Genomic DNA, 26,100 nt, shown 5'->3' on the forward strand with positions numbered 1-26,100 from the left:
TCTAAACTTGTGCGCGTGAGGTACACGTCAACCGCCGTGCGCCGCGGTATGCGGACGATTGGTGGGAACATTCGTAACCAGCGGAAGCTGCTGGGGCTCACGGTCAAGATGGTCGCAGAAAGATCGGGCATATCCGTAACCACCCTGAGCAAGCTCGAAAACGGACAAGGGGCAGGACTAGATGCCACGTTGGCTGTGCTCAATGTTTTGGGCATGCTCGACCGCGTAGTCACTGCGACCGACCCGTACGAAACGGATGTAGGACGGTTGCGCGCCGCGGAGAAGCTGCCGGAACGCGTTCGCGTACCCAAGTTTGAGGACGACTAGGGGGAGCGATGACATTGAATGGTGTAGCTGTTGCGCAGGCTGGCAAGGTTGCGGTGACGACTGTCCTCGGTGGAGAGGATGTGCTCGCAGGGTTTCTCTATCGAACACGTGCATCGGCGTCTTTCGCCTATGACGCTACGTATTTGGCGAGGCCAGATGCTTTTGCGCTAGCGCCGTCGCTTCATCTATTTGCCGGACCACAACCGATTTTTCCAGCGAATCCTTTCAGTGACTCCGCGCCCGATACCTGGGGACGAAAAGTGTTGATGCGCGCGGCAGGAAGAAATCTTGACGAGATTTCGCTGTTGCTCGGTGTGAATGACAACGGACGGCAAGGTGCAACCCGGTTCTGGGTCGACGGGGTTGCCGTTGCTGACGGCGAAGGCGTGCCCGGCGAGCACGAGCTCGTTGATGTGCTTAGGACTGCTGATCAGGTTCAGCGTGGCGAACGGAACATTCCTGCCCGGGATGTACGACGTTTGTTCAAGGCGACGGGGTCCTTGGGCGGTGCCCGGCCAAAAGCCAACGTCATCCGGGGCGGAGATCTGTGGCTGGCAAAATTCCCGAAACCAATCGGCGATGACTGGAACGTCATGGCATGGGAAGCATCAACGCTTGACCTCATGGAGGAGGCAAACATTTCTGTTGCTCCGCACGAAACGATGTCTTTCAACGTTGACGGGGAGCATCGAACGGTCCTCTTTATTCGACGTTTTGATCGGACGCGCCGCAGCGTACGCATTCCGTATATGTCTGCAATGACGGCGTTGGAATCGAACGATGGTGCCGGTGGTGACTGGGTTGACTTTGTGGAGTGGGCCCGAACCAATGGTGTCGATTGCTCCTCACTGTGGCGTCGAGCCGTTTTTGGTGTCTTGGTTGGAAATACAGATGATCACCTACGCAACCACGGCTTCCTGCGGCGAAACGGTTCTTGGTCATTATCGCCAGCATTTGATGTCAACCCCACCCCACAATCGTTTGGGGATGAGCACGAGTTAGCACTTGACGGTCTCAGCGAACTTTCGCTGGAAGATTTCCTCCGAGACGAGGTCGCGGACCTCTTCGGCGTTGATGTAGACCATGAATGGTTAAAACTGCTTGATGATGCGTTATCGCACGCCACCGCGCGAGCTGCCGCGCACGGGGCTGATTCGTACAGCTTGTCGGTAATGTCAGACCGCTTTGCCGAGGCGCGGGAGAGTCTTGCTCAGGCGGTTTGAAGCTGTTCTAAGGTTGGCGCTAGCACTCGGTGATGTTGACGGGGAAGCCCAGCTGCGTTGCTAGGCCGCCGGTGGACGTTTCCTTGTACTTATCCATCATGTCGCGGCCGGTGGAGGCCATCGTTTCGATGGCATCATCAAGCGTGACCTTGTTGGAACCATCGCCCCACTTGGCTAAGCGGGCAGCGTTGATAGCTTTGACCGCGCCAATGGCGTTGCGTTCAATGCAGGGGATTTGTACCAAGCCGCCGACGGGATCGCAGGTCAGGCCGAGGTTATGTTCAAGAGCAATTTCGGCAGCGTTTTCCACTTGCTCAGGTGTGCCGCCAAGCACCGCGCACATGCCGGCGGCCGCCATGGAAGCCGCTGAACCGACCTCACCCTGGCAGCCGACTTCCGCGCCGCTGATCGATGCGTTGGTTTTGATGATCGCGCCGATGGCACCGGCGGTGAGCAGGAATTCGTGCGCGCGCTCCGGGTTGAAGTCATCCGTGAAGTCGCGGCAATAGTGCATCACGGCCGGGATGATGCCGGCGGCGCCGTTGGTGGGGGCGGTGACTACGCGGCCGTGCGCGGCGTTCTCCTCGTTCACAGCAAGCGCGTAGAGGTTTACCCACTCCATCGCGTCAAGGCCCTGGGCGCTGTGCTTCTCCTGTTCGCTGGTAAGCAAGCGATGCAGTCGCGGCGCACGACGGCGAACCTCCAGACCGCCGGGGAGCGTGCCTTCCGTAGTGATTCCGTTCTTCACGCACTCCTGCATGACAGACCACACGTCATCCAAGTGCGCGGAAACTTCCGGCCAGCCGCGCATCGCGGTTTCGTTGGCGCGCATGACCTCCGCAACAGACCTGTTGGCGCTTGCGCAAACGTGTAAAAGTTCGGCGGACGTGTCGAACTGGTAGGGGATGTCCCGGTCACCTTCTTTTGCGGCTTCAGCAGCGATGCCGGAGGCGCCGTGGGCAGCCTCCATTTCCGCGCGGTCCATGATGAACCCGCCGCCCACGGAGTAGAACTCGGTGCGACTAGCCAAACGGTTACCGTCTTTGTCCCACGCATCAAAGATCACGCAGTTTGGGTGGTGCGCCACGGGCTTCGGGTTGAACCTGATTTCATAGGCGACCTCACCGTCCGGTCCAGAAATCGTGCCGGATTGGGGGACGGGCTCACCGGGCACGGGCTGGGTGGTTTGGTCGACGGTCAAGGGCGTAAAACCGACGAGCCCCAACAGTGCGGCACGATCGGTGCCGTGCCCGACGCCGGTGGATGCCAGGGAACCACGCAACTCAATGGTCACTTCAGCGGGGAGGGTTCCGAGGTTTTCCACGAATGCTGCTGATGCCCGCATCGGTCCCACGGTGTGCGAAGAAGACGGCCCGATGCCAACGCTGAACAGGTCAACGACGCTGATGGCACTCGCGGAGGAACTCGACATGATTTGAGAGTACCGGTGAATCCGGTGGGAACGTGCCGCCTACGCGGCGTCGATAAGCGCGGGGAGGTTTGATGCCGTGACGACAAGCAGTGGCATTTGGTTGGTGTTGCCGTGTTCCGTGATGATGACCAGTCGCGGGAGAGTGCGCTGATTCCCGGGGGATGTCAGCGCCTGGACCACCTCGGCGGCGGTGGCGGTACGCGGGAGGAAAATCGCGTGATCCTTGGTTTCGTTGTACACAAGGACTTCGCCCACGGTTTTCGCGGTGATCGAATCGTCCTCAGCGAGGTCCTCGGCGAGCCACCGGGCAATCGTGTTGGTAGTCAACACACCCACGCAGTTTTTGTGCCCCTGATTCTTTTCATATACGGGGAACTGGGATATTCCAGTGTCACGGATGACGCGAAGGGGCTCATGAATGTCGTCTGAAGGCGTAAAGGTGATGACGTTCTGGGGGCCAAGCACCTCGATAGCGAGCGCGGGGTGGAGGAGCTGATCGCGGATCTTCTCAATCTCTGCGACGGTCTCTGGCAGAGGCTCGGCGATGGGACGAAAATCCTGGTATTCACCGTGGCTAATCGCATTGCGCAAGCCTGCGAACTCCTTCAGATCGTTTGCCTGCGCGGTGGTGATGATGTGCTTGTTCTCGGCCTTAGAGACCATCCAGTTGAAGCTGTCGGTCTTCTTTGCTTCCAACGCAGAGCGCAGGAACTGCTCAATGTCATTGAAGGCAGCCAGGAAAGGAACGGCGCGGTTCGAAGGTTCGGGCATGTGTGTTAGTGGTTGTCGGGCCTACCCCTTGTACACGCCGCGGTTCAGCGTGTCGCACTTCGCCATCTTGCCGGAGTCGTAGCCATTAGTGAACAGGCGCTGGCGCTGCTCAGAGGAGCCGTGGGTCCACAGGTCGGGGTTAACGTTTTGGCCGGAGTGCTTCTGAATGTGGTCATCGCCGATGGCTTGTGCCGTCTGGATAGCGTCCTTCAGCTGATCCTGCGTAATTGGCTCCAGGATTGCGTCTGGACCCTTGTCGGCGTGGTACGCCCACAGGCCGGCGTAGCAGTCAGCCTGCACCTCAATCGCGACAGCCGCGGAGTCTTCACCCGGCTTGTTGTAGTCGCTCAAGCCAAGGGTGTCTTCGAGCTTTTGGATGTGGTGACCAAACTCGTGTGCCACCACGTACTCCTGGGCGAGCGGACCGGAGCTGCCACCAAGACGCTCAAGGTCCTTGAAGAAGGACGTGTCCAAGTAGATCGTTTCATCCGACGGGCAGTAGAACGGGCCGGTGGACGAGGACGCCATGCCGCAGCCGGTGCGCACGGAGTTCTGGAACAGCGTCATCTTTGGCGCACGGTACGCAACACCGGCCTGTTCCTTGAGCATCGTTGGCCAGATCTTGGTCAGCGAATCAAAGGTCGCGGAAGCGCGGCAGTCCGCGTACTTATTCGCATCTTCACCGGTCTTGCAGTGGTCCAAGTTGTAGCCGCCGGCATCGTTGGCGTAGCCGCCGTTGGCGTGCTGGCCCTGACCCGGTTGCTGCGGTGCCGGGGAACCGCCACCACCAAGGAGGAGGAACAGACCAATGAGCAACAAGGTGCCCAGGCCACCGCCGCCGACCATGACTGGCATTCCGCCCATGCGCGTTCCGCCGCGCCCGCTGCTGGTGCTTACACCCGTGTGGGAAGCTTGGTAGTTGCTCTTAAAGGTCATGGGGTGAATCATGCCACAAAATGACCGGCCGTCGTGGCCAACGCGTAGCGGTTCGTTCTTGGTGGCGCTGGCGGTTGGGGTGGGTGTCCGGGTGGTTCGGTAGAATTCTGGCCGTTACAGACACTCGATATAAAAGGACGTGGATTACACCGTGCTGCGCACACATTTGGCGGGGGATCTCCGCAAGGAAATGTCAGGCGAGACCGTCACTCTGACCGGCTGGGTGGGTCGCCGCCGTGACCATGGTGGCGTGATCTTCATCGATCTGCGTGACCGCTCCGGTCTGGCGCAGGTGGTGTTCCGGGAAAATGAAGTCGCTGAGGCAGCACACGATTTGCGCAGCGAATACTGCATCCAGGTCACCGGTGTTGTGGAGCCGCGCCCGGAAGGATCGGCGAACCCGAACCTCGCGTCCGGTGAGATTGAGATCAACGTGACTGAGCTCAACGTGCTGAACAAGGCGGCGGCGCTGCCGTTCCAGGTGGAAGACTTCTCCTCCAACGAAGTGGGAGAAGAAACCCGTCTGCGGTACCGCTACTTGGACCTGCGCCGCACGCGTCAGGCGGAGGCGCTGCGTTTGCGTTCAGCTGCCAACGCTGCTGCACGTAGCGTTTTGACAAAGCACGATTTCACGGAGATTGAAACACCGACCCTGACGCGTTCCACCCCAGAGGGTGCGCGTGACTTCTTGGTTCCGGCGCGTCTTCGCCCGGGTTCGTGGTACGCGTTGCCGCAGTCGCCGCAGTTGTTCAAGCAGCTGCTCATGGTCGCAGGTATGGAACGCTACTACCAGATCGCGCGGTGCTACCGCGATGAGGATTTCCGTGCAGACCGCCAGCCGGAATTCACCCAGCTGGATATTGAGGCCAGCTTTGTGGACCAAGACGACATCATTGCCTTGGCCGAAGAGATCCTGGTGGAGCTGTGGAAGCTGATCGGCTACGAGATCACAACACCGATCCCGCGGATGACCTACGCCGAGGCAATGGAGAAGTACGGTTCCGACAAGCCGGACCTGCGCTTTGACATTCAACTCGTGGAGTGCACCGAGTTCTTCAAGGACACCACCTTCCGCGTGTTCCAGAACCCGTACGTCGGTGCCGTCGTCATGGAAGGCGGAGCATCTCAGCCGCGCCGTCAGCTTGACGCGTGGCAGGAGTGGGCAAAGCAACGCGGCGCTAAGGGGTTGGCGTACATCCTGGTCCAAGAAGACGGTGAGCTGACCGGCCCGGTGGCTAAGAACATCACGGATGAAGAAAAAGCTGGTATTGCAGACCACGTTGGTGCAAAGCCGGGCGACTGCATCTTCTTCGCTGCCGGTGAGGCAAAGCCGTCGCGTGCACTTCTTGGCGCAGCGCGCGGTGAGATTGCGAACAAGCTTGGTCTGATCAAGGAAGGCGACTGGGCGTTCACCTGGGTTGTTGATGCCCCGCTCTTTGAACCCGCGGCGGACGCCACCGCATCCGGTGACGTGGCTTTGGGTAACTCCGCGTGGACCGCAGTGCACCACGCCTTCACGTCCCCGAAGCCGGAGTTCTTGGACAACTTCGAGCAAAACCCGGGTGAAGCACTGGCGTACGCCTACGACATTGTCTGTAATGGCAATGAGATCGGTGGCGGCTCCATCCGTATCCACAACCAGGATGTGCAGAAGCGGGTCTTTGATGTGATGGGAATTTCGGACGAAGAAGCGAGGGAGAAGTTCGGCTTCCTCCTCGATGCATTCTCCTTCGGTGCGCCTCCTCACGGTGGTATCGCTTTCGGGTGGGACCGTATTGTCAGCCTGCTGGGTGGCTTCGACTCCATCCGTGACGTCATCGCCTTCCCCAAGTCCGGTGGCGGTGTTGACCCGCTGACTGACGCGCCGGCGCCGATCCCGGCTGCGCAGCGTAAGGAAACCGGAGTTGATTTCAAACCGCAGAAAGAAGACGCAGACAAGGCCGCACCTGTAGCCACTGGCGCGGAATCTGCGGACAGCAACTAACACCCTGCGGGTTTGACCGAAATCCATAGGGATAAGGATTGGGGAGGTCTCGGTGCCGGAGACGCAGACACTGGACAGAGAGCACGTCATCGCTATCGCGGAGAACGTGCTCACCCACCGTTACGGTGGCCAGCAGCGCCTCACCGACCCGGAGGTGCTCAGCGGTACTGGCAGCACCACAGTGTTGCGCCTCCGGGTGACAAACAACCCCTTTTTGTCTTATCGCTCCGTGGTGGTGAAGTACACCCCGCGCAGCGAGGACCCGATCGATCGTGCAGCCTTCCTCCGGGAAGTTGTGGCGTATCAGTTCACCACGTCGTTAAGCGAAGAAGTGCGCCCAGGGCCGGTGATGTTGGGCTACTCCCTCGACGAGTCCATCATCATTCTCTCGGATCTGGGGGACGGGGAAACCCTGGCCACGCTGATCCAAACCGCGGATGAGGAACACCGCAGGCGCCTGCTGCGCAACCTCGGCACATCCTTGGGCATCATGCACGCGGGCACTGCTGGGTCCGAAACCAACTTCAACATCTTGCTCGCGCGCATGGTGCGCACCATCGACGGCACCCGGGATATTCAACTGATGCGCGAGGGACTACTGGAAAACCGCATCCAGGAGGGCGTGGACATTGTTCGGGCGGCAGGCATTGATGTCCCGCCTGAGGTCGAGACAATCGCGGATGAGATGCAGGCGCGGATGCTTCACGGGACTACACGCGCGTTTACCCCGTTTGATCTCTCGCCGGACAACATCATCTTCGCGGACAAGACGCAGTTCCTGGATTATGAGTGGGCGGGTTTCCGTGACGTCCTGTTCGATCTCGCGTGCGTGATCGCGGGCTTTCCCCAGTATGTTTCGGCACGGCCAGCCTCTGATGAAGAAGCACAGATCTTCATCGAGGCATGGGCAAGTGAGGTAGCGTCCGTGTGGCCACAGGTCAATGACTCCGATGTGATGCACAACCGCGTGATTTCCGCGCTCGTGGGATGGGCGTTTTTCTCGGTATCGATTCTGTACCACGATGAGGAGCCCGACGATGCCTCCCGGCCGAGCGGCCGCGGGAGCGCGGAAGCACGGGCGAAGGTCTCTGCCACGTTCGACGCTGTCGCGCGGTTCGCATCGTCGTGCGCCGATTCCCCGCACTCGCACGCGGGGGAGCATTCCGTGCACCGCGTGGTTGCTGAGTTCGCTCGGTCAGTAGCGGGGCACGTCAAGTGACCCAGGGCGGGTTGTTCACCACCCCTAGTCGCACGGGCGAGCCGGTGGACGACGCTACAGCCGAGGCTCCCCGCGGGACCGCGTTCTTCCACGCAGACCACACCGCGCCGCTCGCGGCACGGATGCGTCCCCAAAGCTTGGATGAGATCGTCGGGCAAAAGCACCTGCTGGGCAAAGGCAAGCCACTGCGCCGACTCGTGGAAGGCTCGGGCGAGGCCTCCGTCATCTTGTACGGTCCTCCCGGAACAGGCAAAACCACGATCGCCTCACTCATCGCTCAATCAATGGGGCAGAACTTCGTCGGCTTATCCGCTTTGTCCTCGGGAGTGAAGCAAGTACGCGAGGTGATTGCCGATGCACGGCGTGATCTCGCGCGCGGCCAGCGCACCGTGCTCTTCATCGATGAGGTCCACAGGTTTTCCAAAACACAGCAGGATGCGCTTCTCGCCGCGGTGGAGAACCGCACGGTCCTCCTCGTGGCCGCGACCACGGAGAACCCGTCGTTTAGCGTTGTCGCGCCGCTGTTGTCACGTTCGCTGTTGTTACGGCTCGAGTCGCTTAGCGACGACGACATTGCGGCCGTCATCGATCGAGCAATGAGCGACGATCGGGGATTGGGCGGCTCCGTCACGATTGAACCTGAAGCGAGAGATCAGCTCGTCCTGTTAGCCGGGGGCGATGCGCGCCGGGCGCTGACCTATCTCGAAGCCGCCGCGGACGCAGCGTCGGAGACGCCTCTGGCAGAGGCAGACGAAGAGAACACGCCCGATGGGGACGTGCCCGTGATCACGCTGGACGTTGTGCAGTCCGCGATCGACCGAGCCGTTATCCGCTATGACCGTGACGGCGACCAGCACTACGACGTGGTCTCTGCATTCATCAAATCCATCCGCGGGTCTGACGTTGACGCAGCGCTGCACTATTTGGCCCGGATGATTGAGGCGGGGGAGGACCCGCGGTTCATCGCGCGCAGGCTGGTCATTCACGCTTCCGAGGACATCGGAATGGCGGATCCGACGGCGCTTCAGGTCGCGGTTGCCGCGGCCGATGCTGTCTCCTTCATCGGGATGCCGGAGGGCCGCCTGCCCTTGGCGCAAGCCACCGTGCACCTAGCAATGGCGCCCAAATCGCCGTCGATAATCCGCGCGATCGACGCTGCGCTGGCCGACGTGCGCGCGGGAAACGCGGGCCCTGTCCCAGCGCATCTGCGCGACGGACACTATGAGGGCGCGAAGAAGATGGGTAATGCCGTGGGCTACCTCTACCCGCACGATGATCCCCGCGGTGTGGTCCAGCAGCGCTACATTCCCGAGGGACTCGATGCAGCGCGGTACTACACACCCACGGATCATGGTGGAGAAAAACGCATTAGCGAGTACGCGGAGCGACTTCGCGGCATCGTTCGCGGATCCTGATTTCCTCGTAGGATCGGCTACATGAGTCCCGTTCTGACCAGCGTTATCGCAGTGACGGTGATTATAGCCATCATCACCGCACTCGTGCTGGGCACCTACTTCCATTTCCGTCACTTACGCAATAAAGCCGCGTCAGAGTACGCGAGGAGAAGGCGCAGCGAACTCGAGCCGGTCATCGGGCGTATCGACGGCATGGTGCGGGAGCTTTCGACGCAGCTCGCCTCACCGCGGCTTCTCCCGGACTGGGAAACAGTAAGGCAGCGCTTCTACGCGGATCCGCCGGAACTCGATGCGACAGAGGCCGTCTCCCACGCCTATAAGAACGTCGCCTACCTCCGCGGGATTGAGACGGGAAATACGCGCATGCGTGCCCAGGCGGTCTACGAGTTGGATTCAGAAGCGAAGCTCTTCGAAGCACCGATGGCCCGCCAGTACCTACAAGCGTTGAGCTACCGGCTGGACTCACCGCAGTTTGTGGATGAGTACTGCCGCATCGTGCGCATTGTCGGTGAGGCCTCCCAGAAGTGGGCGGCGGAAAAACTCACCCGTGATACAGCAGAAGTTCCCACGATTGGGCAGCGCGAGTTCCGCCCCGGCGCCGGGATCGGCGGATACGTTCCACTGGACCAGATGTGGAAGGCCTACGAAGAAGGTCCACGGCTGCGGTATGAACCGTCCACCTTTTACGGCGGGGAGAATAAGGCGCGTGATTATCGCCGGTGGCTGCATTCGTCGAAACGCGGCGATGACCTTGAGACCCTCGAAGCATTTACCGCGGAGATCTACGCAGGAAACGTTGTGGCGCGCAATTCTGCTATCGACGACCTCTATGAGGACATGCGGTTTGCCGCGACGACGATCTCTATTTTCACTGTCGCTGCGCTGGAGCAACGTGAGTTGCTCTGGCAGATCATCGACCGCCTTCGCGCATACCGCACCGAGGTGAACAGCCCCAACTTCGTGGAGGGCCTGTGGGCGATCATTGCTGACTACGACGAACTAATCTTGGGCGCTTATGCAGAAAACTTCCGCTGTATAAACTCGATGGACGATGTGAAACCGCCATGGGTGGGCGAAGAGCTTTATGTTTACGGCACCGGTGTTAAAGACTTTGTCCCGTGGATGCAGGTGTTCACCATCAATCAGGAACTGGCCGACAAACAACGCGGCCGTTCCCTGTAAGCTCCTAGCTTGTAGAAACCGTGGCGCGGTTGCGCGGTTTACGGTGTACGCCGTCGGCCGTGCCCACAGCTAGACCAAAATTTGACTCTGAATCTGACTTTTAAAACAGCACTACTGGAGGAATTTTCACGTGCAGACCCACGAGATCCGGGACCGGTTCACCCAGCACTTTGTCAATGCGGGGCACGAGGCGGTCCCCAGTGCCTCGCTGATCCTGGATGACCCCACCCTGCTGTTTGTCAACGCCGGCATGGTGCCATTCAAACCGTATTTCTTGGGCCAGCAGAACCCCCCGTTTGCCAACAATAAGGCGACCTCCATCCAGAAGTGCGTGCGCACCTTGGACATCGAAGAAGTCGGCATCACCACGCGCCACAACACCTTCTTCCAAATGGCCGGCAACTTCTCCTTTGGCCAGTACTTCAAAGAGGGAGCCATCGAGCTCGCGTGGACGTTGCTGACCAACCCCGTCGACAAGGGCGGCTTTGGCCTAGACCCGGAGCGCCTGTGGGTGACGGTTTTCCTAGATGATGATGAGGCTGCGGAGATCTGGGAAAAGAAGATCGGTGTCCCGGCTGAGCGGATTCAGCGTCTGGGCATGGAAGACAACTTCTGGTCCATGGGTATCCCGGGGCCATGTGGTCCCTGCTCCGAGATCTACTATGACCGGGGCCCGGAGCACGGCAAAGAGGGCGGCCCTATCGCCGACGACAACCGCTACATGGAGATCTGGAACCTGGTCTTCATGGAGTCCATCCGCGGAGAGGGCGATAAGAAGGGCAACTTCGAGATCGTCGGCGAGCTGCCGAAGAAGAACATCGATACCGGCCTGGGCGTCGAGCGCCTCGCATGCATCCTCCAGAACGTGGACAACGTGTATGAGACAGACCTGCTTCGACCGGTGATTGAGGCCGCGGAGCGTTTGACCGGCTCCACCTACGGGAAGGACCAGCAGTCAGACATTCGCTTCCGCGTCATTGCTGACCACTCGCGTACTGCGATGATGATCATTTTGGACGGTGTGACTCCGTCGAATGAGGGGCGCGGCTACATCCTGCGTCGCCTGATGCGCCGCATCGTGCGTTCCGCGCGTTTGCTGGGTTCGGAAGGGGAGACGCTGTCAACGTTCATGAACACGATCATGGACACGATGACGCCGTCCTTCCCGGAAATCGCGGAGCACCGCGAGCGCATTCTGCGCGTTGCAGTTGCAGAAGAAAAGGCGTTTTTGAAGACCCTGGAATCCGGTACGCGCCGTTTTGATGAAACCGCAGCGACCGTCCGGGGTTCTGGCGCCAGCGTTGTTCCTGGTGACAAGGCCTTCGAACTGCACGACACGTACGGGTTCCCGATTGATCTGACCTTGGAGATGGCGGCGGAAGCGGGCCTGAGCGTCGATATGGATGCGTTTGAAGCTGAGATGGATGCGCAGCGCCAGCGCGCCAAGGCAGACAACAAGGCGAAAAAGCACCGCAACCTCGATGAATCGCTTTACCGCGAGTGGGTGGACAACCAACCCACAGAGTTCGTCGGTTTCACCCAGCTTGAGCACGATGCAAACGTGATCGGTCTGGTGCGCGATGGCCAGAAGGTCGGTGAGGCGAGCGCGGGTGATGAGGTTGAGGTCATCTTGGACGTGACCCCGATGTACGCCGAGGCTGGTGGACAGCTCGCGGACCGCGGCCAGATCGTCGTCGGCGATACGGTTCTGTCCGTCTATGACGTGCAGAAGGTGGGGAATAAGAAGCTCTGGATCCACAAAGCGACCGTGGATACCGGAGGGCTGGAGGTAGGCCAGACCGTTCGCGCTGAGGTGGACGCACCGTGGCGCCACGGTGCCCGCCAGGCACACACGGCGACCCACCTGATCCACGCCGCGCTACGCCAGGTGCTTGGCCCAACCGCCGTGCAGGCGGGGTCGATGAACAAGCCCGGGTACTTGCGCTTTGACTTCAACTACACCGATGCGCTGGCACCGGAGCAGTTGGACCAGATCGCCATGATCACCAACCAAGCAGTGGACGCGGACTTTGCCGTTAACACCATTGAGACCACGCTTGAACAGGCAAAGGCGATGGGTGCAATGGCCCTGTTCGGTGAGAACTACGGTGACGAGGTACGCGTCGTGGAGATCGGCGGCCCGTTCTCCATGGAGCTGTGCGGTGGTACGCACGTCGAGCATTCCTCGCAGATTGGCCCGGTGGCGATTCTGGGTGAATCCTCGGTGGGTTCCGGTGCGCGCCGCATTGAGGCGTACTCCGGTTTGGATTCCTTCCAGTACTTCTCCAAGGAAGCCGCGATTGCCAACCTGCTCGCCGGCGAGATGAAGGCGCCGACGGAGGACCTTCCGGACCGCATCGCGCAGCTCACTGAACGACTGCGCGCGGCGGAAAAGGAAATTGAGAACCTCCGTAAAAAGGAGCTGCTCAACGCAACCGGTGAACTAGTCAACAACGCTGAAACCATCGGGGAGTTCAAGGTGCTCGTAGTCACGCTTCCCGACGGGACGGCTGGCGGCGATATGCGCACCATCGCCACGGACCTCAAGGGCCGCTTTGGAACGGAAAAAGCCGTCATCGCTGTCGTGTCTAACAACGGCGGCAAAGTGCCGTTTGCAGTTGCGGCGACGAAACCTGCGGTGGAAAGCGGAATCAAGGCGGGCGAACTCGTTGGACTGCTGGGCCAGTACCTCGGCGGTAAGGGTGGCGGTAAGCCGGATCTTGCCCAAGGTTCCGGCAACGATGCCAGCGGCATTGATGCAGCGTTTTCGGCGCTGCGCGATGACATCGCCAACCGCTAAGTACACAACAGCAGTTCTAGGCCGATGAAGCGCGAAAGGAATCGTCGATAAGCATGGTGTTGACTCCCGACACCCCTGGGGTGAATGACCCTGGACCCGGCCGGCGTCTCGGCATTGACGTTGGGACCGTGCGGATCGGCGTGGCGGCGTCGGACAGGGACGCGAAGTTGGCCATGCCGGTTGAGACAGTAGAGCGCGTGACCGGCTTCAAAGGCCGCGACGGCGCCGATATTGATCGTCTGGTTGCTATCGCCGAGGAATACCAAGCGGTGGAAGTCGTTGTGGGACTTCCGCGCAATCTGAAGGGCGAAGGCTCAGCGAGCGTGAGACACGCAAGAGAAATCGGTTTTCGCATTTTACGGCGCACAGACCTGCCCGTCCGCTACGCTGATGAACGTTTAACTACGGTCGCTGCGACCAACGCTTTGCGAGCCTCCGGCGTTTCCGAAAAGGCAGGACGTAGAATAATTGACCAAGCTGCGGCGGTGGAGATCCTCCAGTCTTGGTTGGATGGTCGCGCCGCCGCTCTGGAACGTTCCAGTGAAACATAAAATTAAAGTCTTAGACAACGTCATAGCCCCCGACCCAAGGAGACCCACATCGTGAGTCCGGCTAGAAATTCACGCGGCCGAACGCGAGGCCTAGCGATAGTCATCGTTTCGATTCTTTTAGTGATTGGAGCGATTGTCTACATCGCGCTGGCACGGTCCCTCGGTGGGGGCGGCAGTGATTACAACGGTGCCGGCAACGGTGAAGAGCAGATCGTGGAAATCCCGCAGGGCGCCACGCTGTCTTCCATGGGCCCTCAGTTGGAGGAACTCGGCGTGGTGAAAACGTCGAAGGCATTCCAAGGCGCGGCGATGGCCAACCCGGACGCCGATAGCATTCAGCCAGGGTTCTATCGCCTTCAGAAAAAGATGAGCGCCACGTCCGCCGTCGAAGCGTTCTTGGATGATGACAACAAGGTGGACTTGCTCAAGGTCGCTGGTGGATTGACTCTCAACGACGTCAAGGTCGTGGGCGGGGAGACCCGTTACGGCATCATCTCAAACATCTCACGCGTGACGTGTGGGGAAGACGGCGCGCAGCCGGGCTGCATCACAGTCCAACAGATCGAAGATGTTGCCGCCAACACTGATCCCGCGGAGCTTGGCGTGCCGGAGTGGGCGATCAAACCCGTCAAGGACAACAAGGGCGATCCCCGCCGCCTCGAGGGCTTGATCGCCCCGGGCGAGTACGTGATTAACCCGAACGGCGACGCCAAGTCGATCTTGAAGGACCTGATTAGTCGTTCCGCGGAGAAGTACAACTCCACCGACATCACTGGGCGCGCCAAGGCAATTGGTCTGAGCCCGTATGAGCTTCTCATCGCTGCATCCCTCGTGGAACGTGAAGCCCCCGCCGGCGAGTTTGACAAGGTCGCCCGCGTGATCCTCAACCGCCTGAAAGAGCCGATGCGCCTGCAGTTCGACTCCACGGTCAACTACGACTTGGATGAGGTTGAGGTGGCCACCGGCGACAGCGCCCGCAAGCGTGAGACCAAGTGGAACACGTACGCAATGGACGGCCTGCCGACTACCCCGATCGCATCCCCGTCGGAGGAAGCGATCAAGGCGATGGAGAACCCCGCGGACGGCGCATGGCTGTTCTTCGTCACCGTGGACCAGGACGGTACAACGATCTACAGCAACACGCTGGAAGAGCACGACGACGCGGTGCAAAAAGCCTATGAGTCCGGAATCTTGGATTCCAAGCGCTAGCCCGGCACCATGACTGAACCACTGCACCGGGCCGCTGTTCTCGGCGATCCCATTGAGCACTCACTGTCACCGGTCCTTCACACCGCCGGCTATGAAGCTGCCGGCTTAGACAGTTGGGCCTACACCCGGATCCGTTGCACTGCTGATGAGCTTCCGCGCATCGTTGGCACCTCCGACGCCTCCTTCGCGGGGTTCTCAGTCACCATGCCCGGCAAATTCGCGGCGCTTGACTTCGCCGATGAATCCACCGATCGTGCGCGCGCTATCGGCTCAGCCAACACGCTCACGCGTATCGACGGCGGGTGGCGCGCCGACAACACCGATTGCGAGGGCATCACCGGCGCCCTCGGTGAACTGGTCGGGGACACCCCGATCACCCGCGCCATCGTCGTCGGTGCTGGCGGCACTGCCCGTCCCGCGTTGTGGGCCTTGGCTCGCGCCGGCGCGAAGACCGTTACCGTGGTGAACAGATCCGACCGCTCCGCGGAGATCGCCCCACTCCTTGAGCCACACGGGGTTGAATTCCGCTTCGTCGCTCTCAACGAGGACGTCACGGAACTGGCCATGGCTGCCGACGTAATCGTCTCCACTGTGCCCTCCGCGGGCCTAGACGCCGACAAGATCAAGCAACTCGGCCACGCCCCAGTCCTAGACGTGATCTACGACCCCTGGCCAACGCCACTAGCAACCAGAGCAGCCTCCAACGGCTACCTCACCGTCGGCGGGCTGTCTATGCTCGCGCACCAATCCTTCAGCCAGTTCGAGCAGTTCACCGGCCATCCTGCCCCACGCGCCGCCATGCGTTCCGCGCTGTTCAATCACTTCGGACTGGCCGACGTCCAGAGCTAGCCCGCCGCCCTGCCCCCGCCGCCGCTCTTCTACCCATTTTTAAATCGAAGATCCGGCAGGGATCGAGGACCCACGCAGCGCCGGTGGCAGCCCGTTAATGTGGCGATCCTGCACAAAAACATCGTTGACGGTGCCCACGCGGATCACCCGGTTGAGCCCCCTGTCACCGATGAAGAAATTTCCCGCCGGATCACTGAACACGAACTGGTTGCCGTAGTAGCGCACTTGCAACGGGCCCATTGCCGGCGCTCCGTTGAACGTGTTCTTGGGCAAGCAGTTCCAAGCGTCACCCGTCACAGAGTTCATCGCGTTGGCTTCACCGTACTTCTGATTGCATTGGTGACCCGGCATCGTGTCCACGAGGCTAAGACACTGCACAAACGTCTGTCCATCAAACTCGTAGACACCGCAGCGCACCGTGTTTTGCGGGTTCGAGAAGGCCGTATGCGGAGCAACCTTGGGCAGCTGGCGGTATCCAGCCGGCCACTCCACTCCGCGTGGATTCCACGCTGGCTTCCACTCGCTTGCTGTAGCGGTTGCGGTGCTAGCTCCGGCGAGGACAGTGACAGCTGCTGCAAAAGCAGCGATGAATTTACGCATGGGTTCTCCTTAAAAGTGAAAAAACGAGACTAGAGAGTCATATGTTGCACATGGTACGGGTTATCGCTCGCTCCTGCCCGCTCGGATGTGAGTCCGCAACCAACCGGCTCCTCTATCTCTCACGTTTCAGTCCCACTCCGCGGCGCAGCGATCGAGGCGTTTGTCCGACCGATCGAGCCGTTTGTCCGGCCGATCGAGCCGTTTGAAATTCGATCGAGCCGTTTGAATTTTGATCGAGCCGTTGCGTGTAAAACCCCAGGTCAGATTTTTCCAATTTCATACGGATCGATCACTGCAAAAAACGGATCGATCGGTCTTTTATACGGATCGATCGGTCTACTAAACGGCTCGATCGGCGCGATCGTTGAGCTCTCGATCGGTGAGGTCGGTGGCTCGATCGGCGAGGTCGGGGGTTGGTTTGGGTGGTGCTGGTTGGCTGGCCGGCGCGTTCGTGGGGCGGATGGACGCGGTAGATTGGTGGCACGGTAGGGGTTGTCAGAATCCGGGGGGATTATGAAATTTTTGTGGTTGGCGCTTGCGGCCGTGTGGTCGGTGGTGCTCGCGTGGTGGGATCAGCGCCATTTGCGTTTGCCGGATTGGCTCACGCTTCCGGCTGTAGTGCTTGCGTTTGGGTTGTGCTGTTTCTACCCGTCCGGGTGGTGGGGGCTGGTGTGGCCGGGGTTGTATCTGCTGGTAGCAATGGTCATGGGTGGGCGATCGGGTGACGCGAATGCTGGGGCGATTCCGATCGGCGGTGGGGACATCAAGCTCGCTGTGCCGTTGGGGGTTGGGGTGTCGTTGTGCGGGGGAGTTATTGCAGTGTTGGGGGCGATAGTCTGCGCGAATGTGATCACGGTGGTTGCGGGAATCACCAGCGGGAAGCGGTACGGTAACGGTATGCCGCATGGCCCGGCGATGGTGGGTGCCGCGTGGTTGATCGGGGTGGTGTCTGGTGGACTGTTCGGGGCGGTGATGGGGCCGGGGTAATGGGCGGTGGCGGGATTAGTGGGTGCGTCGTGAAGCGTGTTATGTGTGACTGCGGACACCATGAGTGACCTCTCGTGCATCCTCGCGCATGGGATGTGAGACAATGCGCTCATGCTTCGATGGACAACTGCAGGTGAATCCCATGGTCAAGCGCTAATCTCTTTAGTGGAGAATATGCCAGCTGGGGTGCCAGTTACCGCAGAAGATATTTCCTACCACTTGGCGCGACGCAAGCTCGGCTACGGTCGCGGCGCCCGCATGAAGTTTGAGGCAGACGAGCTGACGCTACTCACCGGAATCCTTCACGGGAAGACAATCGGCTCACCGATTGCTATTCAGATCGGCAACACCGAGTGGCCGAAGTGGACCACGATCATGTCCCCGGCGGAACCGGATTTCAGTGATCCGGATGTGGTCAAGGCGTTTGAGTCCGGTCGTGGTGCAGCGCTGACCCGGCCGCGCCCGGGGCATGCGGATTTTGCGGGAATGATCAAGTACGGCTTTGATGGGGCGCGCCCGGTGTTGGAGCGGTCGTCGGCACGCGAGACTGCGGCCCGTGTTGCCGCGGGTGCGGTGGCGCGCAGCTTCCTCCGCGAGGTACTCGGCGTGGAAGTTCTTTCCCACGTGATTTCTATCGGTGCGTCGGAGCCGTATGCAGGTGAGCACCCGCGCTTCGAGGACATCGAGGCGATTGACGCGTCGCCGGTTCGTGCGTTTGACAAGGCTGCGGAAGAGTCGATGATCACGGAGATCGAAGCGGCGAAGAAGTCAGGTGACACTCTCGGCGGAATCGTTGAAGTCATCGTGGAAGGCCTGCCAATCGGTATCGGCTCCCACGTTTCGGGCGAGCGGCGACTCGATGCGCAGCTGGCCGGGGCGCTCATGGGCATCCAGGCGATCAAGGGTGTGGAGATCGGTGACGGGTTCGAAGAAGCGCGCCGCCGTGGTTCCGAAGCGCACGATGAGATGGTGCGTGACGGCCAGGCGGTTCGCCGGGAAACGAACCGCGCCGGCGGGCTCGAAGGCGGTATGACAAACGCTGAGACCCTGCGCGTGCGTGCGGCGATGAAGCCAATCTCTACCGTGCCGCGGGCGCTGAAGACGATTGATATGGCGACGGGGGAGCCAGCAACAGGAATTCACCAGCGTTCCGACGTGTGTGCGGTTCCCGCCGCGGGTGTCGTGGCGGAAGCCATGGTCGCGTTAGTCCTGGCGCGCAACGTGCTGGAGAAGTTCGGTGGCGACAGCGTTGCAGAAACCAAGCGGAACGTGGAGTCCTACAAGGCATACGTCGCGCAGCGCCTCGCGTTCGATGCAAGCGATTCCGCCGATGACGCACAGGAAGGTGGTAACTAGCGTGAATGAGTCTTTTCCTGAGGTGACCAACCAGGTGAACAACGGGGTAAACAACGCAGAGGCCGTGGTTCACTCGCGGCCGCGTGTGGTTCTGGTTGGTCCGCCGGGGGCGGGTAAGTCCACGATTGGGCGTCGCCTGGCTAGGGCGATGAACCTGCCGTTGGTGGATTCGGACCAGCTGATTGAAGAGCACTATGACAAGCCCTGCGGGGAGGTCTATAGCGAGCTCCAGGAGACCAGGTTCCGCGAGGTTGAGGCGGACTTCGTTGCGCGCGCGTTGGCCAGCGGGGGCATCGTGAGTCTGGGGGGCGGAGCGGTGTTGACGGACTCCACGCGGGCGTTGTTGAAAGCCCACACGGTGGTCTGGATTGATGTCACGGCGGAGGAGGGCGTGCGCCGCACGGCCGGCAATAACTCACGTCCGGTGCTCAACTCGTCTAACCCGCAGGCTCATTACCGTCAGATGTTGGCCACCCGGGAGCCCTACTACAGGGAGGTCGCCACGCACCGGGTGCGCACTGATCGCCGTCCGCCGCAGCGCGTGGTGGCGGAAGTTCTCAACGTTTTGGAAACCAAGGGGGATGATCTCTAATGACCGCTGACTACGCCGAGGAGCGCACGGGGATTGCAACGTCGATTCCGGTCAACGGGCCGAGTCCGTATGAGGTCCACATTGGCCGCGGCCTGACGAGCGCGATCGCAGATCACGTCAAAACCACGAAGGCCCGCCAGGCCATGATCGTCTACCAGGCCCCGCTCCAAAGCGTCGCCGATGAGCTCCGCGAGACAGTCGAGCAGGCTGGCGTGGATGTCACCCTCGCGGTCGTTCCTGATGCGGAAAACGGCAAGACCTTGGAAGTCACTGGCCGGCTCTGGGACGCGCTCGGGACGGCGAATTTCTCACGCCAGGACCTAGTCATCGGGCTTGGTGGCGGCGCTGTCACGGACCTCGCTGGGTTCGTCGCGGCTACGTGGATGCGCGGGATCAAGGTCGTTCAGGTCCCCACGACGTTGCTCGCGATGGTGGACGCGGCGGTGGGCGGCAAGACTGGCATCAACACGGAGGCCGGTAAGAACTTGGTCGGTGCGTTCCATGAGCCCAACGCGGTGTTCATCGACCTTGATCGCCTGGACACTCTGCCGGAAGAGGAGTTCGTATCCGGTTCCGCGGAAATCATCAAGACCGGCTTCATCTCCGACACGGAGATTTTGAACATCTATTCCCAGGGCAAGGACGTGTGGCAATCGCGCATCGCGGAGCTCATTGAGCGCTCGGTGGCGGTCAAGGCCCGCGTCGTTGGCCAGGACCTCAAGGAATCTTCGCTCCGCGAGATCCTCAATTACGGCCACACTTTGGGTCACGCTATTGAGAAACGCGAGGATTACTCGTGGCGTCACGGCAATGCGGTCGCTGTGGGCATGATGTTCGTCGCGCAGCTCGCTTATCGACGGGGGCTTATCGACGCCGAGGTCGTCGATAAGCATCGTGCGATCCTTGAAGACGTGGGCTTGCCGACGACGTACGACGCTGGTGCCTTCGACGAGCTGTACGAGGGAATGACACACGATAAGAAGAACCGCGATGGGCGAATCCGCTTCGTGGTGATTGAGGGGCTCGGGCAGACGGCGCGGTTGGAAGACGCGACCATCGATGAGATGCGCGCGGCCTACGCTGAGGTTGCGAAGTAGGAGAGGCAGGCCACGACATGAAAATCCTTGTTCTCAACGGACCGAACCTCAACCGGTTGGGGAAGCGTGAACCCGGTGTTTACGGCACGCTTACGCTTCAGCAGCTCGAACACACGCTTGTTCAAAAGGGTGTGAGCATGGGATGTGAGGTGGAATGCCGCCAATCAAACTATGAGGGGGAGCTCATCGAGTGGGTCCATGAAGCTGCGGATAATTTCTACCCGGTGATCATCAACCCGGGCGGTCTGACGCACACGTCAGTCGCGCTGCGTGACGCGCTCGCTGAGCTGCACGACCACTCGGAGCACCCAGGCTTCGTTGAGGTGCACATCTCCAACATTCATGCGCGGGAGAGCTTCCGCCACCATTCCTACCTGTCGCCCATTGCAAACGGCGTTATTGCTGGCCTGGGGTGGCGAGGGTACTTGCTCGCTCTGTCCTACTTCGAGTCTTTGCCAGGGCTGTCGGACGAGCAGCGCAAAGAGCAAGCTCCGGTGGAGACGCCGGATAGCCCCCAACCCATGCCGGTGATCAAGCCGGAGATTGTATAAGAAGAACTGTGTGAGAAACGGGTAGAAGGAGGACGGCACCCATGGCCTTTGGAGACACACGATTTCTGCAGCGTCGTCGCAAACTCAGCGCTGAGCTAGCAGGCAAACGCATTGATGCGTACTTGGTCACGGACCCTATTAACATTCGGTACCTTTCCGGTTTCTCCGGATCCAATGGCGCGCTTTTGGTGAACAAGAACCTCACTGCGTCCATCGCAACGGATGGGCGCTACACCACGCAGATTGCGCAGGAAGTACCGGATATTGAGGCAACGATTACCCGCGATTGCCCCAAGGCCCTGTTGGATTCGGTTCCTGGAGGAACGCGCGTCGGCTTTGACGCGAACCAGGTCACCGTCGCTTCCTTTGAGAAGCTGAAAAAGGCGGCGCCAGACGACGTCACGCTGGTGCCAGTAACCGGCGTCGTGGAAGATGTCCGATTGATCAAAGACGACTTTGAGATCCGCAAGCTCACCGAGGCCGCGGCGATCGCAGATGAGGCGCTCAAAGGTTTGATTGACGCCGGGGAACTCCGCGCTGGACGCACAGAACGCGCCATCGCCGCGGATCTTGAGTACCGAATGCGGATGCTTGGGGCGGAACGACCTAGCTTTGACACCATTGTTGCTTCTGGCCCCAACGGCGCGTTGCCGCATTACGCTGCGGGTGACCGCGAACTGTCCGACGGCGACTTGGTGACCATCGATTTCGGCGCACATTACCGTGGCTTCAACTCCGATATGACGCGCACCTTCGCGGTGGGTAACACTACGGAGTTCACCAAGGAAATCTACGACATCGTCTTGGAAGCCCAGCTTGCTGGCGTGAAGGTTGCGCGGGAAGGTACGGCGCTCAAAGAGGTCGATAAGGCGTGCCGCGATGTAATTGAGGCCGCAGGCTACGGCGAATACTTTGTCCACTCCACAGGCCACGGGATTGGGCTTGAGGTCCACGAAGCGCCGGCCGCATCCACGAAGAGCACCGGCGTGTTGAAGATCGGCATGACACTGACCGTTGAGCCCGGAATCTACGTCCCCGGTAAAGGTGGCGTTCGCATCGAAGACACGCTGGTAATCACCTCTGGCGCACCGACAATCATCACAACCACAAGTAAAGAGCTGACCATCGTGTAGCATGGTGTCCGTTTTTACGGTCAACAACTTTAGGAGGCACACATGCCATCTACCGCCGATTTCAAGAACGGCCTTGTACTCAAGGTTGACGGCAAGCTTCAGCAGATCATCGAGTTCCAGCACGTTAAGCCGGGCAAGGGCCCCGCATTCGTGCGCACCAAGCTGAAGGACGTCGTTTCCGGCAAGACGGTTGATAAGACCTGGAACGCTGGCGTGAAGGTCGAAACCGCAACCGTGGACCGTCGCGACATGACCTACCTCTACGACGACGGCACCAACTACGTGGTCATGGACGACAAGACCTACGAGCAGTACGAGTTGGACCACGACAAGTTCGGCGAGGCAGGCAAGTTCCTGCTGGAGAACATGCGCGTGCAGGTCTCCTTCCACGAAGGTGAAGCTCTCTTCGGCGAGCTCCCGATCTCCGTGGACTTGAAGATCGAGCACACCGACCCGGGTCTGCAGGGTGACCGCTCCACCGGTGGTACCAAGCCCGCGACTCTTGAAACCGGCGCTGAAATCCAGGTTCCGCTGTTCCTGGAAACCGGCAACGTGGTCAAGGTTGACACCCGCACGGGTGAATACCTGTCTCGCGTGAACAACTAAACCATTGTTCACCCACCCCTCATACGCGAACACCTAACCAAGCAGTACAAGAAGTACAGGTAGAAACGCATGCCTGATTACAAGCGCCACGGCGCCCGCTACCGTGCGCGGCGCCGTGCGGTAGACATTCTTTTTGAGGCAGAAACCCGCGACATGGATCCAGTATCGATCCTTGATGATCGCGCTGCTCTTGCCGAGGATCCGAACAACGCCGTGGCCCCGATCGCGGAGTACACCCGCACCATCGTCGCCGGTGCCGCGGAAGAGCTCGACGACATCGATGACAACATCGAGCGCTACCTTTCCGACGCGTGGGAGCTCGGCCGCATCCCCGCCGTTGACCGCGCCATCATGCGCGTAAGCACCTGGGAAATCCTCTTCAACGACGACGTCCCCGGCGCCATCGCCATCGCGAACGCCATGGAAATGGCCAAGGAGTACGCCGGCAACAACGCCAGCCCCTACATCCACGCCGTCCTCGACGACATCATCCAGGCACACTCCGCCAACGCCCCGCTTCTCGACGACGCCGCCGCCGAAGCCGAGCAGCCTACCCCGGCCGAAGCCGCGGAGCCAGCCCCCGCCGAACCTGAGCAGCCTACCCCGGCCGAAACCGCGGAGCCAGCCCCCGCCGAACCTGAGCAGCCTACCCCGGCCGAAACCGCGGAGCCAGCCCCCGCCGAACCCGAGCAGCCTACCCCGGCCGAAACCGCGGAGCCAGCCCCCGCCGAACCCGAGCAGCCCGCACCCGCCGAGCAGCCCGTGGGCACTATTACCGACCCCGAAGGAGTCGATCCGGTTGGCTAAGGTCACCATCGAAGAGGCCAAGAAGCTCCGCGTCACGCCAGACTTTCGTATCGCGGACGTAGACCCTTCGTCCACTCCCGGGGTGAAACCGGGTGAGGTGGATAAGGCGTTCAACGATTTCGATGAAGAAATCGCTGATCTGCAAGAATGCCTGTACGCCAATGGACGTGCAGGTAATGAGAACGCGGGTTCACTTCTCCTTGTTCTGCAAGGAACGGACACCTCCGGCAAGGGCGGCATTATCCGCCACGTCGTTGGCGATGCAATGGATCCGCAGGGAGTGCGAATCAAGGCCTTTGGCAAACCCACAGAGGAAGAGCGCAAGCATGACTTCCTGTGGCGTTTCGAGCCGCACCTTCCCGCACCGGGCATGGTCAGCGTTTTCGACCGTTCCCACTACGAGGACGTTCTAGTCCAGCGCGTGAAGCAGATGGCCCCGCCGGAAGAGATCGAACGCCGTTACGGCGCAATCGTCGAGTTTGAGAACGAACTGGCTGCTCGCGGCACCAAGATCATCAAAGTCATGCCGCACATCTCCAAGGAATTCCAGAAAGAGAACCTGCGCAAGCGCATCGAGCGCGAGGACAAGCACTGGAAGTACAACCCCGGCGACATCGACGACCGGAAGCTCTGGGACGAGTTCCAGGAGGCCTACGAGATCGCCATGACGCGCACTTCCACTGACGTAGCGCCGTGGTACTGCGTGCCTAGCGACGACAAGACGTACTGCCGCACCGTGGTGAAGTCGCTCATCGTCGACGCGCTGCGCTCCCTGAACCTGGAATGGCCCGCCCCCGATTTCGACCCGGCGGTGGAGCTGGCCCGCCTCGAAGAAAGCTAACTCCCATTCATTTTCGGCATTCTCCTTGAGTGGCCGAACCACTCAAGGAAATTGTTCTGCCGCGACCTGCGGGTTTCCGTGTCAAACATCGTTGAGTGGCCGAACCACTCAAGGAAACCGGGCGTGCGCGCCGGAAGAGTGCGGGCCGAGGACGCGCGTGCCTGCGCGCGAGGGTAAAAAACCGCGCGCGGGGTCGGTTGTTTACGTCTAATTGACGGGGGTGTCGCGCGTCGGCTGGCGCAGGAGCATCTCTCGGCCGAGTTCGTGGTTGAGAGCTTGTTGGAGCGTGGGGTAACGGAAGTGGTGGTTCAGTTCGCGGAGTTTGGTGGGTTCAACGCGTTGGTCGGCCAAGGCTAGTTCCTTGGCGCCTTCCTCACCGAGGAGGATCTTGGGGCCGAAGTCCGGAATGCCGATGAGCTCAGGGCGGTGCACTGTTGAAGTGAGGGTTTCGGACAGCTCGCGGTTTGTCACCGGGTTGGGGGCGGTGGCATTGATGGGGCCGGAGACTGAATCGTCGACGATTGCGCGGAAGTAGATGTCGGTCAGGTCGTCGAGGGCAATCCAGCTCATCCAGAACTCGCCATCGCCGAAACGCGCGGTCATTGTGGTTTTCGCGGAGAGTTTGAGGACGGGCAGCAGACCGCCGGCGCCAGATAGCGCCAGTCCGGTGCGGATGTTCACCGTGCGTACGCCGCCTTCTTTGGCGTAGACGGTGGCCTTTTCCCAGTCATTGACAACGTCGGCGAGGAAGCCTTCGTCGGGGCCATCGTTTTCCGTGTGGACGCGATCGCCAGCGTCGGTGCCGTAGAAGCCCACAGCGGAGGCGGACACGAAGGTGCGCACGCCCGCATCGGCGGCAGCTCGTGCGAGGGTGCGGGTGGGGCCGACGCGGGAGGAGTAGATCTTGGCTTTGTGGTCATCATTGAACCGGCCCATGATTGATTCACCCGCTAGGTGAACCACCGCGTCGACGCCTTTGAGCATCTCCTGGTCAGGGTTTTCCATATCCCAGTGGCGTTGGTGTGTACCGGTGGGCTCGCCGCGGACAAGCTGAATTACTGAATGCCCAGCGGTGGTGAGTTGGGCGGTCAGGGCTGTTCCGACGAGCCCGCGCGAACCGGTCATGGCGATTACAAGGCGTTGCTTGGTCGGATCGCCGCCGGTGGGGGTGAGCGTGCTCATCCGGTCGAGGAATGCGAGGTCCTGGGTGAGCTGGTGCTGGCGGTAGGCGAACGCTGGTTTGAGCAGAGCTGCTGGCACGCGGGCATCGACGTGGTCGCTGATCCGGGTTGTGCCGTCCTTTTTCGTGGTGAAGACGTGCGTGTGGCGCCACCCGGTGAGCTGCTTAATGGGGGTGTTCGCTGCGACGTCGGAGAACTGGTGGAACTCCTTGTACTTGTCCGGGTCGTGTTTGGCCACCCACTTCTGGCCAGCAGGCAGGTCGAAGACGGTTGTCCCGTCCTTGAGGTTGCTGGCGCCCTCGCGCACTTTCATTGGGAGGAACGGGGGAGTGAGGCGCTGAACTGCGCCGGGGCGTGTGTGCCATTCCCAGACTTGCTCGAGTGGGGCCTTGATGGCGTGGATTGCGGAGAGCGACATTTTACGGGTACCTGCTTTGTCACGGGGAAGGTG

Annotated in this window: 22 protein-coding genes and 2 pseudogenes; 19 read left to right on the top strand and 5 right to left on the bottom strand. The window is 60.7% G+C overall.

Annotated elements, in window-relative coordinates; all coding sequences use genetic code 11:
* The first annotated feature begins 15 nt into the window (after positions 1–15).
* Both CAQUA_RS05130 and CAQUA_RS05135 read left to right on the top strand, forming a co-directional pair.
* Positions 16–327, top strand: coding sequence for a helix-turn-helix domain-containing protein (locus CAQUA_RS05130; protein WP_196824224.1), 312 nt, complete (start codon positions 16–18; stop codon positions 325–327).
* An 8-nt stretch (positions 328–335) separates the two neighbouring features.
* Entirely contained in the window at positions 336–1,550 is a 1,215-nt protein-coding gene (locus CAQUA_RS05135; RefSeq protein ID WP_196824223.1) for a type II toxin-antitoxin system HipA family toxin, read from the top strand.
* A gap of 19 nt (positions 1,551–1,569) precedes the next feature.
* On the opposite strand, the gene CAQUA_RS05140 is transcribed toward CAQUA_RS05135, so the two are convergent.
* From CAQUA_RS05140 to ypfJ, 3 genes are read right to left on the bottom strand one after another with little or no spacing between them, the layout of a single operon-like run.
* Entirely contained in the window at positions 1,570–2,982 is a 1,413-nt protein-coding gene (locus CAQUA_RS05140) for an L-serine ammonia-lyase (RefSeq protein WP_196824222.1), read from the bottom strand.
* A gap of 39 nt (positions 2,983–3,021) precedes the next feature.
* Complete coding sequence (locus CAQUA_RS05145; RefSeq protein ID WP_196824221.1) at positions 3,022–3,753, bottom strand: CBS domain-containing protein; 732 nt, start codon at positions 3,751–3,753, stop codon at positions 3,022–3,024.
* 21 nt (positions 3,754–3,774) lie between these two features.
* Positions 3,775–4,689 (bottom strand): KPN_02809 family neutral zinc metallopeptidase, encoded by a 915-nt coding sequence (gene ypfJ, locus CAQUA_RS05150; protein WP_196824220.1) that lies wholly within the window; start codon positions 4,687–4,689, stop codon positions 3,775–3,777.
* Between the two features lie 151 nt (positions 4,690–4,840).
* Between ypfJ and aspS the strand changes: the two genes are divergently transcribed.
* The 8 genes from aspS (at position 4,841) to CAQUA_RS05190 (ending at position 15,898) form a co-directional block, all read left to right on the top strand.
* Positions 4,841–6,673: an aspartate--tRNA ligase gene (gene aspS / locus CAQUA_RS05155; protein WP_196824219.1), complete on the top strand. Its 1,833-nt coding sequence runs from the start codon at positions 4,841–4,843 to the stop codon at positions 6,671–6,673.
* A gap of 52 nt (positions 6,674–6,725) precedes the next feature.
* Positions 6,726–7,892, top strand: a complete 1,167-nt coding sequence (locus tag CAQUA_RS05160) for a phosphotransferase family protein (RefSeq protein ID WP_290178847.1) — start codon at positions 6,726–6,728, stop codon at positions 7,890–7,892.
* A 44-nt stretch (positions 7,893–7,936) separates the two neighbouring features.
* Positions 7,937–9,307 carry a replication-associated recombination protein A gene (locus CAQUA_RS05165; protein WP_290178848.1) on the top strand — a complete coding sequence of 457 codons (1,371 nt, stop codon included), beginning with the start codon at positions 7,937–7,939 and terminating at the stop codon, positions 9,305–9,307.
* Positions 9,308–9,328: 21 nt separating this feature from the next.
* Positions 9,329–10,489: a hypothetical protein gene (locus CAQUA_RS05170; protein ID WP_196824218.1), complete on the top strand. Its 1,161-nt coding sequence runs from the start codon at positions 9,329–9,331 to the stop codon at positions 10,487–10,489.
* A gap of 130 nt (positions 10,490–10,619) precedes the next feature.
* Complete coding sequence (gene alaS / locus CAQUA_RS05175; protein ID WP_196824217.1) at positions 10,620–13,289, top strand: alanine--tRNA ligase; 2,670 nt, start codon at positions 10,620–10,622, stop codon at positions 13,287–13,289.
* A gap of 53 nt (positions 13,290–13,342) precedes the next feature.
* Positions 13,343–13,840, top strand: coding sequence for a Holliday junction resolvase RuvX (gene ruvX / locus CAQUA_RS05180; RefSeq protein ID WP_196824216.1), 498 nt, complete (start codon positions 13,343–13,345; stop codon positions 13,838–13,840).
* 51 nt (positions 13,841–13,891) lie between these two features.
* Positions 13,892–15,049, top strand: coding sequence for an endolytic transglycosylase MltG (mltG, locus tag CAQUA_RS05185; RefSeq protein ID WP_196824215.1), 1,158 nt, complete (start codon positions 13,892–13,894; stop codon positions 15,047–15,049).
* A 9-nt stretch (positions 15,050–15,058) separates the two neighbouring features.
* Entirely contained in the window at positions 15,059–15,898 is an 840-nt protein-coding gene (locus CAQUA_RS05190) for a shikimate dehydrogenase (RefSeq protein ID WP_196824214.1), read from the top strand.
* 39 nt (positions 15,899–15,937) lie between these two features.
* Here the strand turns inward: CAQUA_RS05190 and CAQUA_RS05195 are convergent, their stop codons facing one another.
* Positions 15,938–16,498 (bottom strand): hypothetical protein, encoded by a 561-nt coding sequence (locus CAQUA_RS05195; RefSeq protein WP_196824213.1) that lies wholly within the window; start codon positions 16,496–16,498, stop codon positions 15,938–15,940.
* Between the two features lie 513 nt (positions 16,499–17,011).
* On the opposite strand from CAQUA_RS05195, the gene CAQUA_RS05200 reads away from it, so the two are divergent.
* From CAQUA_RS05200 to CAQUA_RS05240, 9 genes and pseudogenes are all read left to right on the top strand, one after another.
* Positions 17,012–17,485, top strand: a complete 474-nt coding sequence (locus tag CAQUA_RS05200; protein WP_196824212.1) for a prepilin peptidase — start codon at positions 17,012–17,014, stop codon at positions 17,483–17,485.
* 111 nt (positions 17,486–17,596) lie between these two features.
* Entirely contained in the window at positions 17,597–18,841 is a 1,245-nt protein-coding gene (aroC, locus tag CAQUA_RS05205) for a chorismate synthase (protein ID WP_196824211.1), read from the top strand.
* A gap of 34 nt (positions 18,842–18,875) precedes the next feature.
* Positions 18,876–19,433, top strand: a complete 558-nt coding sequence (locus CAQUA_RS05210) for a shikimate kinase (RefSeq protein WP_290178942.1) — start codon at positions 18,876–18,878, stop codon at positions 19,431–19,433.
* Positions 19,433–20,530, top strand: coding sequence for a 3-dehydroquinate synthase (gene aroB, locus CAQUA_RS05215; protein WP_196824209.1), 1,098 nt, complete (start codon positions 19,433–19,435; stop codon positions 20,528–20,530). Before CAQUA_RS05210 ends, aroB begins: the two co-directional genes overlap by 1 nt.
* 17 nt (positions 20,531–20,547) lie before the next feature.
* Positions 20,548–20,973: pseudogene (gene aroQ, locus CAQUA_RS05220) on the top strand (type II 3-dehydroquinate dehydratase); the annotation flags it as partial.
* Between the two features lie 149 nt (positions 20,974–21,122).
* Positions 21,123–22,214: a M24 family metallopeptidase gene (locus CAQUA_RS05225; protein WP_196824207.1), complete on the top strand. Its 1,092-nt coding sequence runs from the start codon at positions 21,123–21,125 to the stop codon at positions 22,212–22,214.
* Between the two features lie 42 nt (positions 22,215–22,256).
* Complete coding sequence (gene efp, locus CAQUA_RS05230) at positions 22,257–22,820, top strand: elongation factor P (RefSeq protein ID WP_196824206.1); 564 nt, start codon at positions 22,257–22,259, stop codon at positions 22,818–22,820.
* 69 nt (positions 22,821–22,889) lie between these two features.
* Positions 22,890–23,393: pseudogene (nusB, locus tag CAQUA_RS05235) on the top strand (transcription antitermination factor NusB); the annotation flags it as partial.
* 226 nt (positions 23,394–23,619) lie between these two features.
* Positions 23,620–24,468 (top strand): PPK2 family polyphosphate kinase, encoded by an 849-nt coding sequence (locus CAQUA_RS05240; RefSeq protein ID WP_196824204.1) that lies wholly within the window; start codon positions 23,620–23,622, stop codon positions 24,466–24,468.
* A 207-nt stretch (positions 24,469–24,675) separates the two neighbouring features.
* Here CAQUA_RS05240 and CAQUA_RS05245 read toward each other — a convergent pair whose 3' ends face one another.
* Complete coding sequence (locus CAQUA_RS05245) at positions 24,676–26,067, bottom strand: TIGR01777 family oxidoreductase (RefSeq protein WP_196824203.1); 1,392 nt, start codon at positions 26,065–26,067, stop codon at positions 24,676–24,678.
* Positions 26,068–26,100: the final 33 nt, after the last annotated feature.

Source organism: Corynebacterium aquatimens (genome assembly GCF_030408395.1).
Classification (GTDB): domain Bacteria; phylum Actinomycetota; class Actinomycetes; order Mycobacteriales; family Mycobacteriaceae; genus Corynebacterium; species Corynebacterium aquatimens.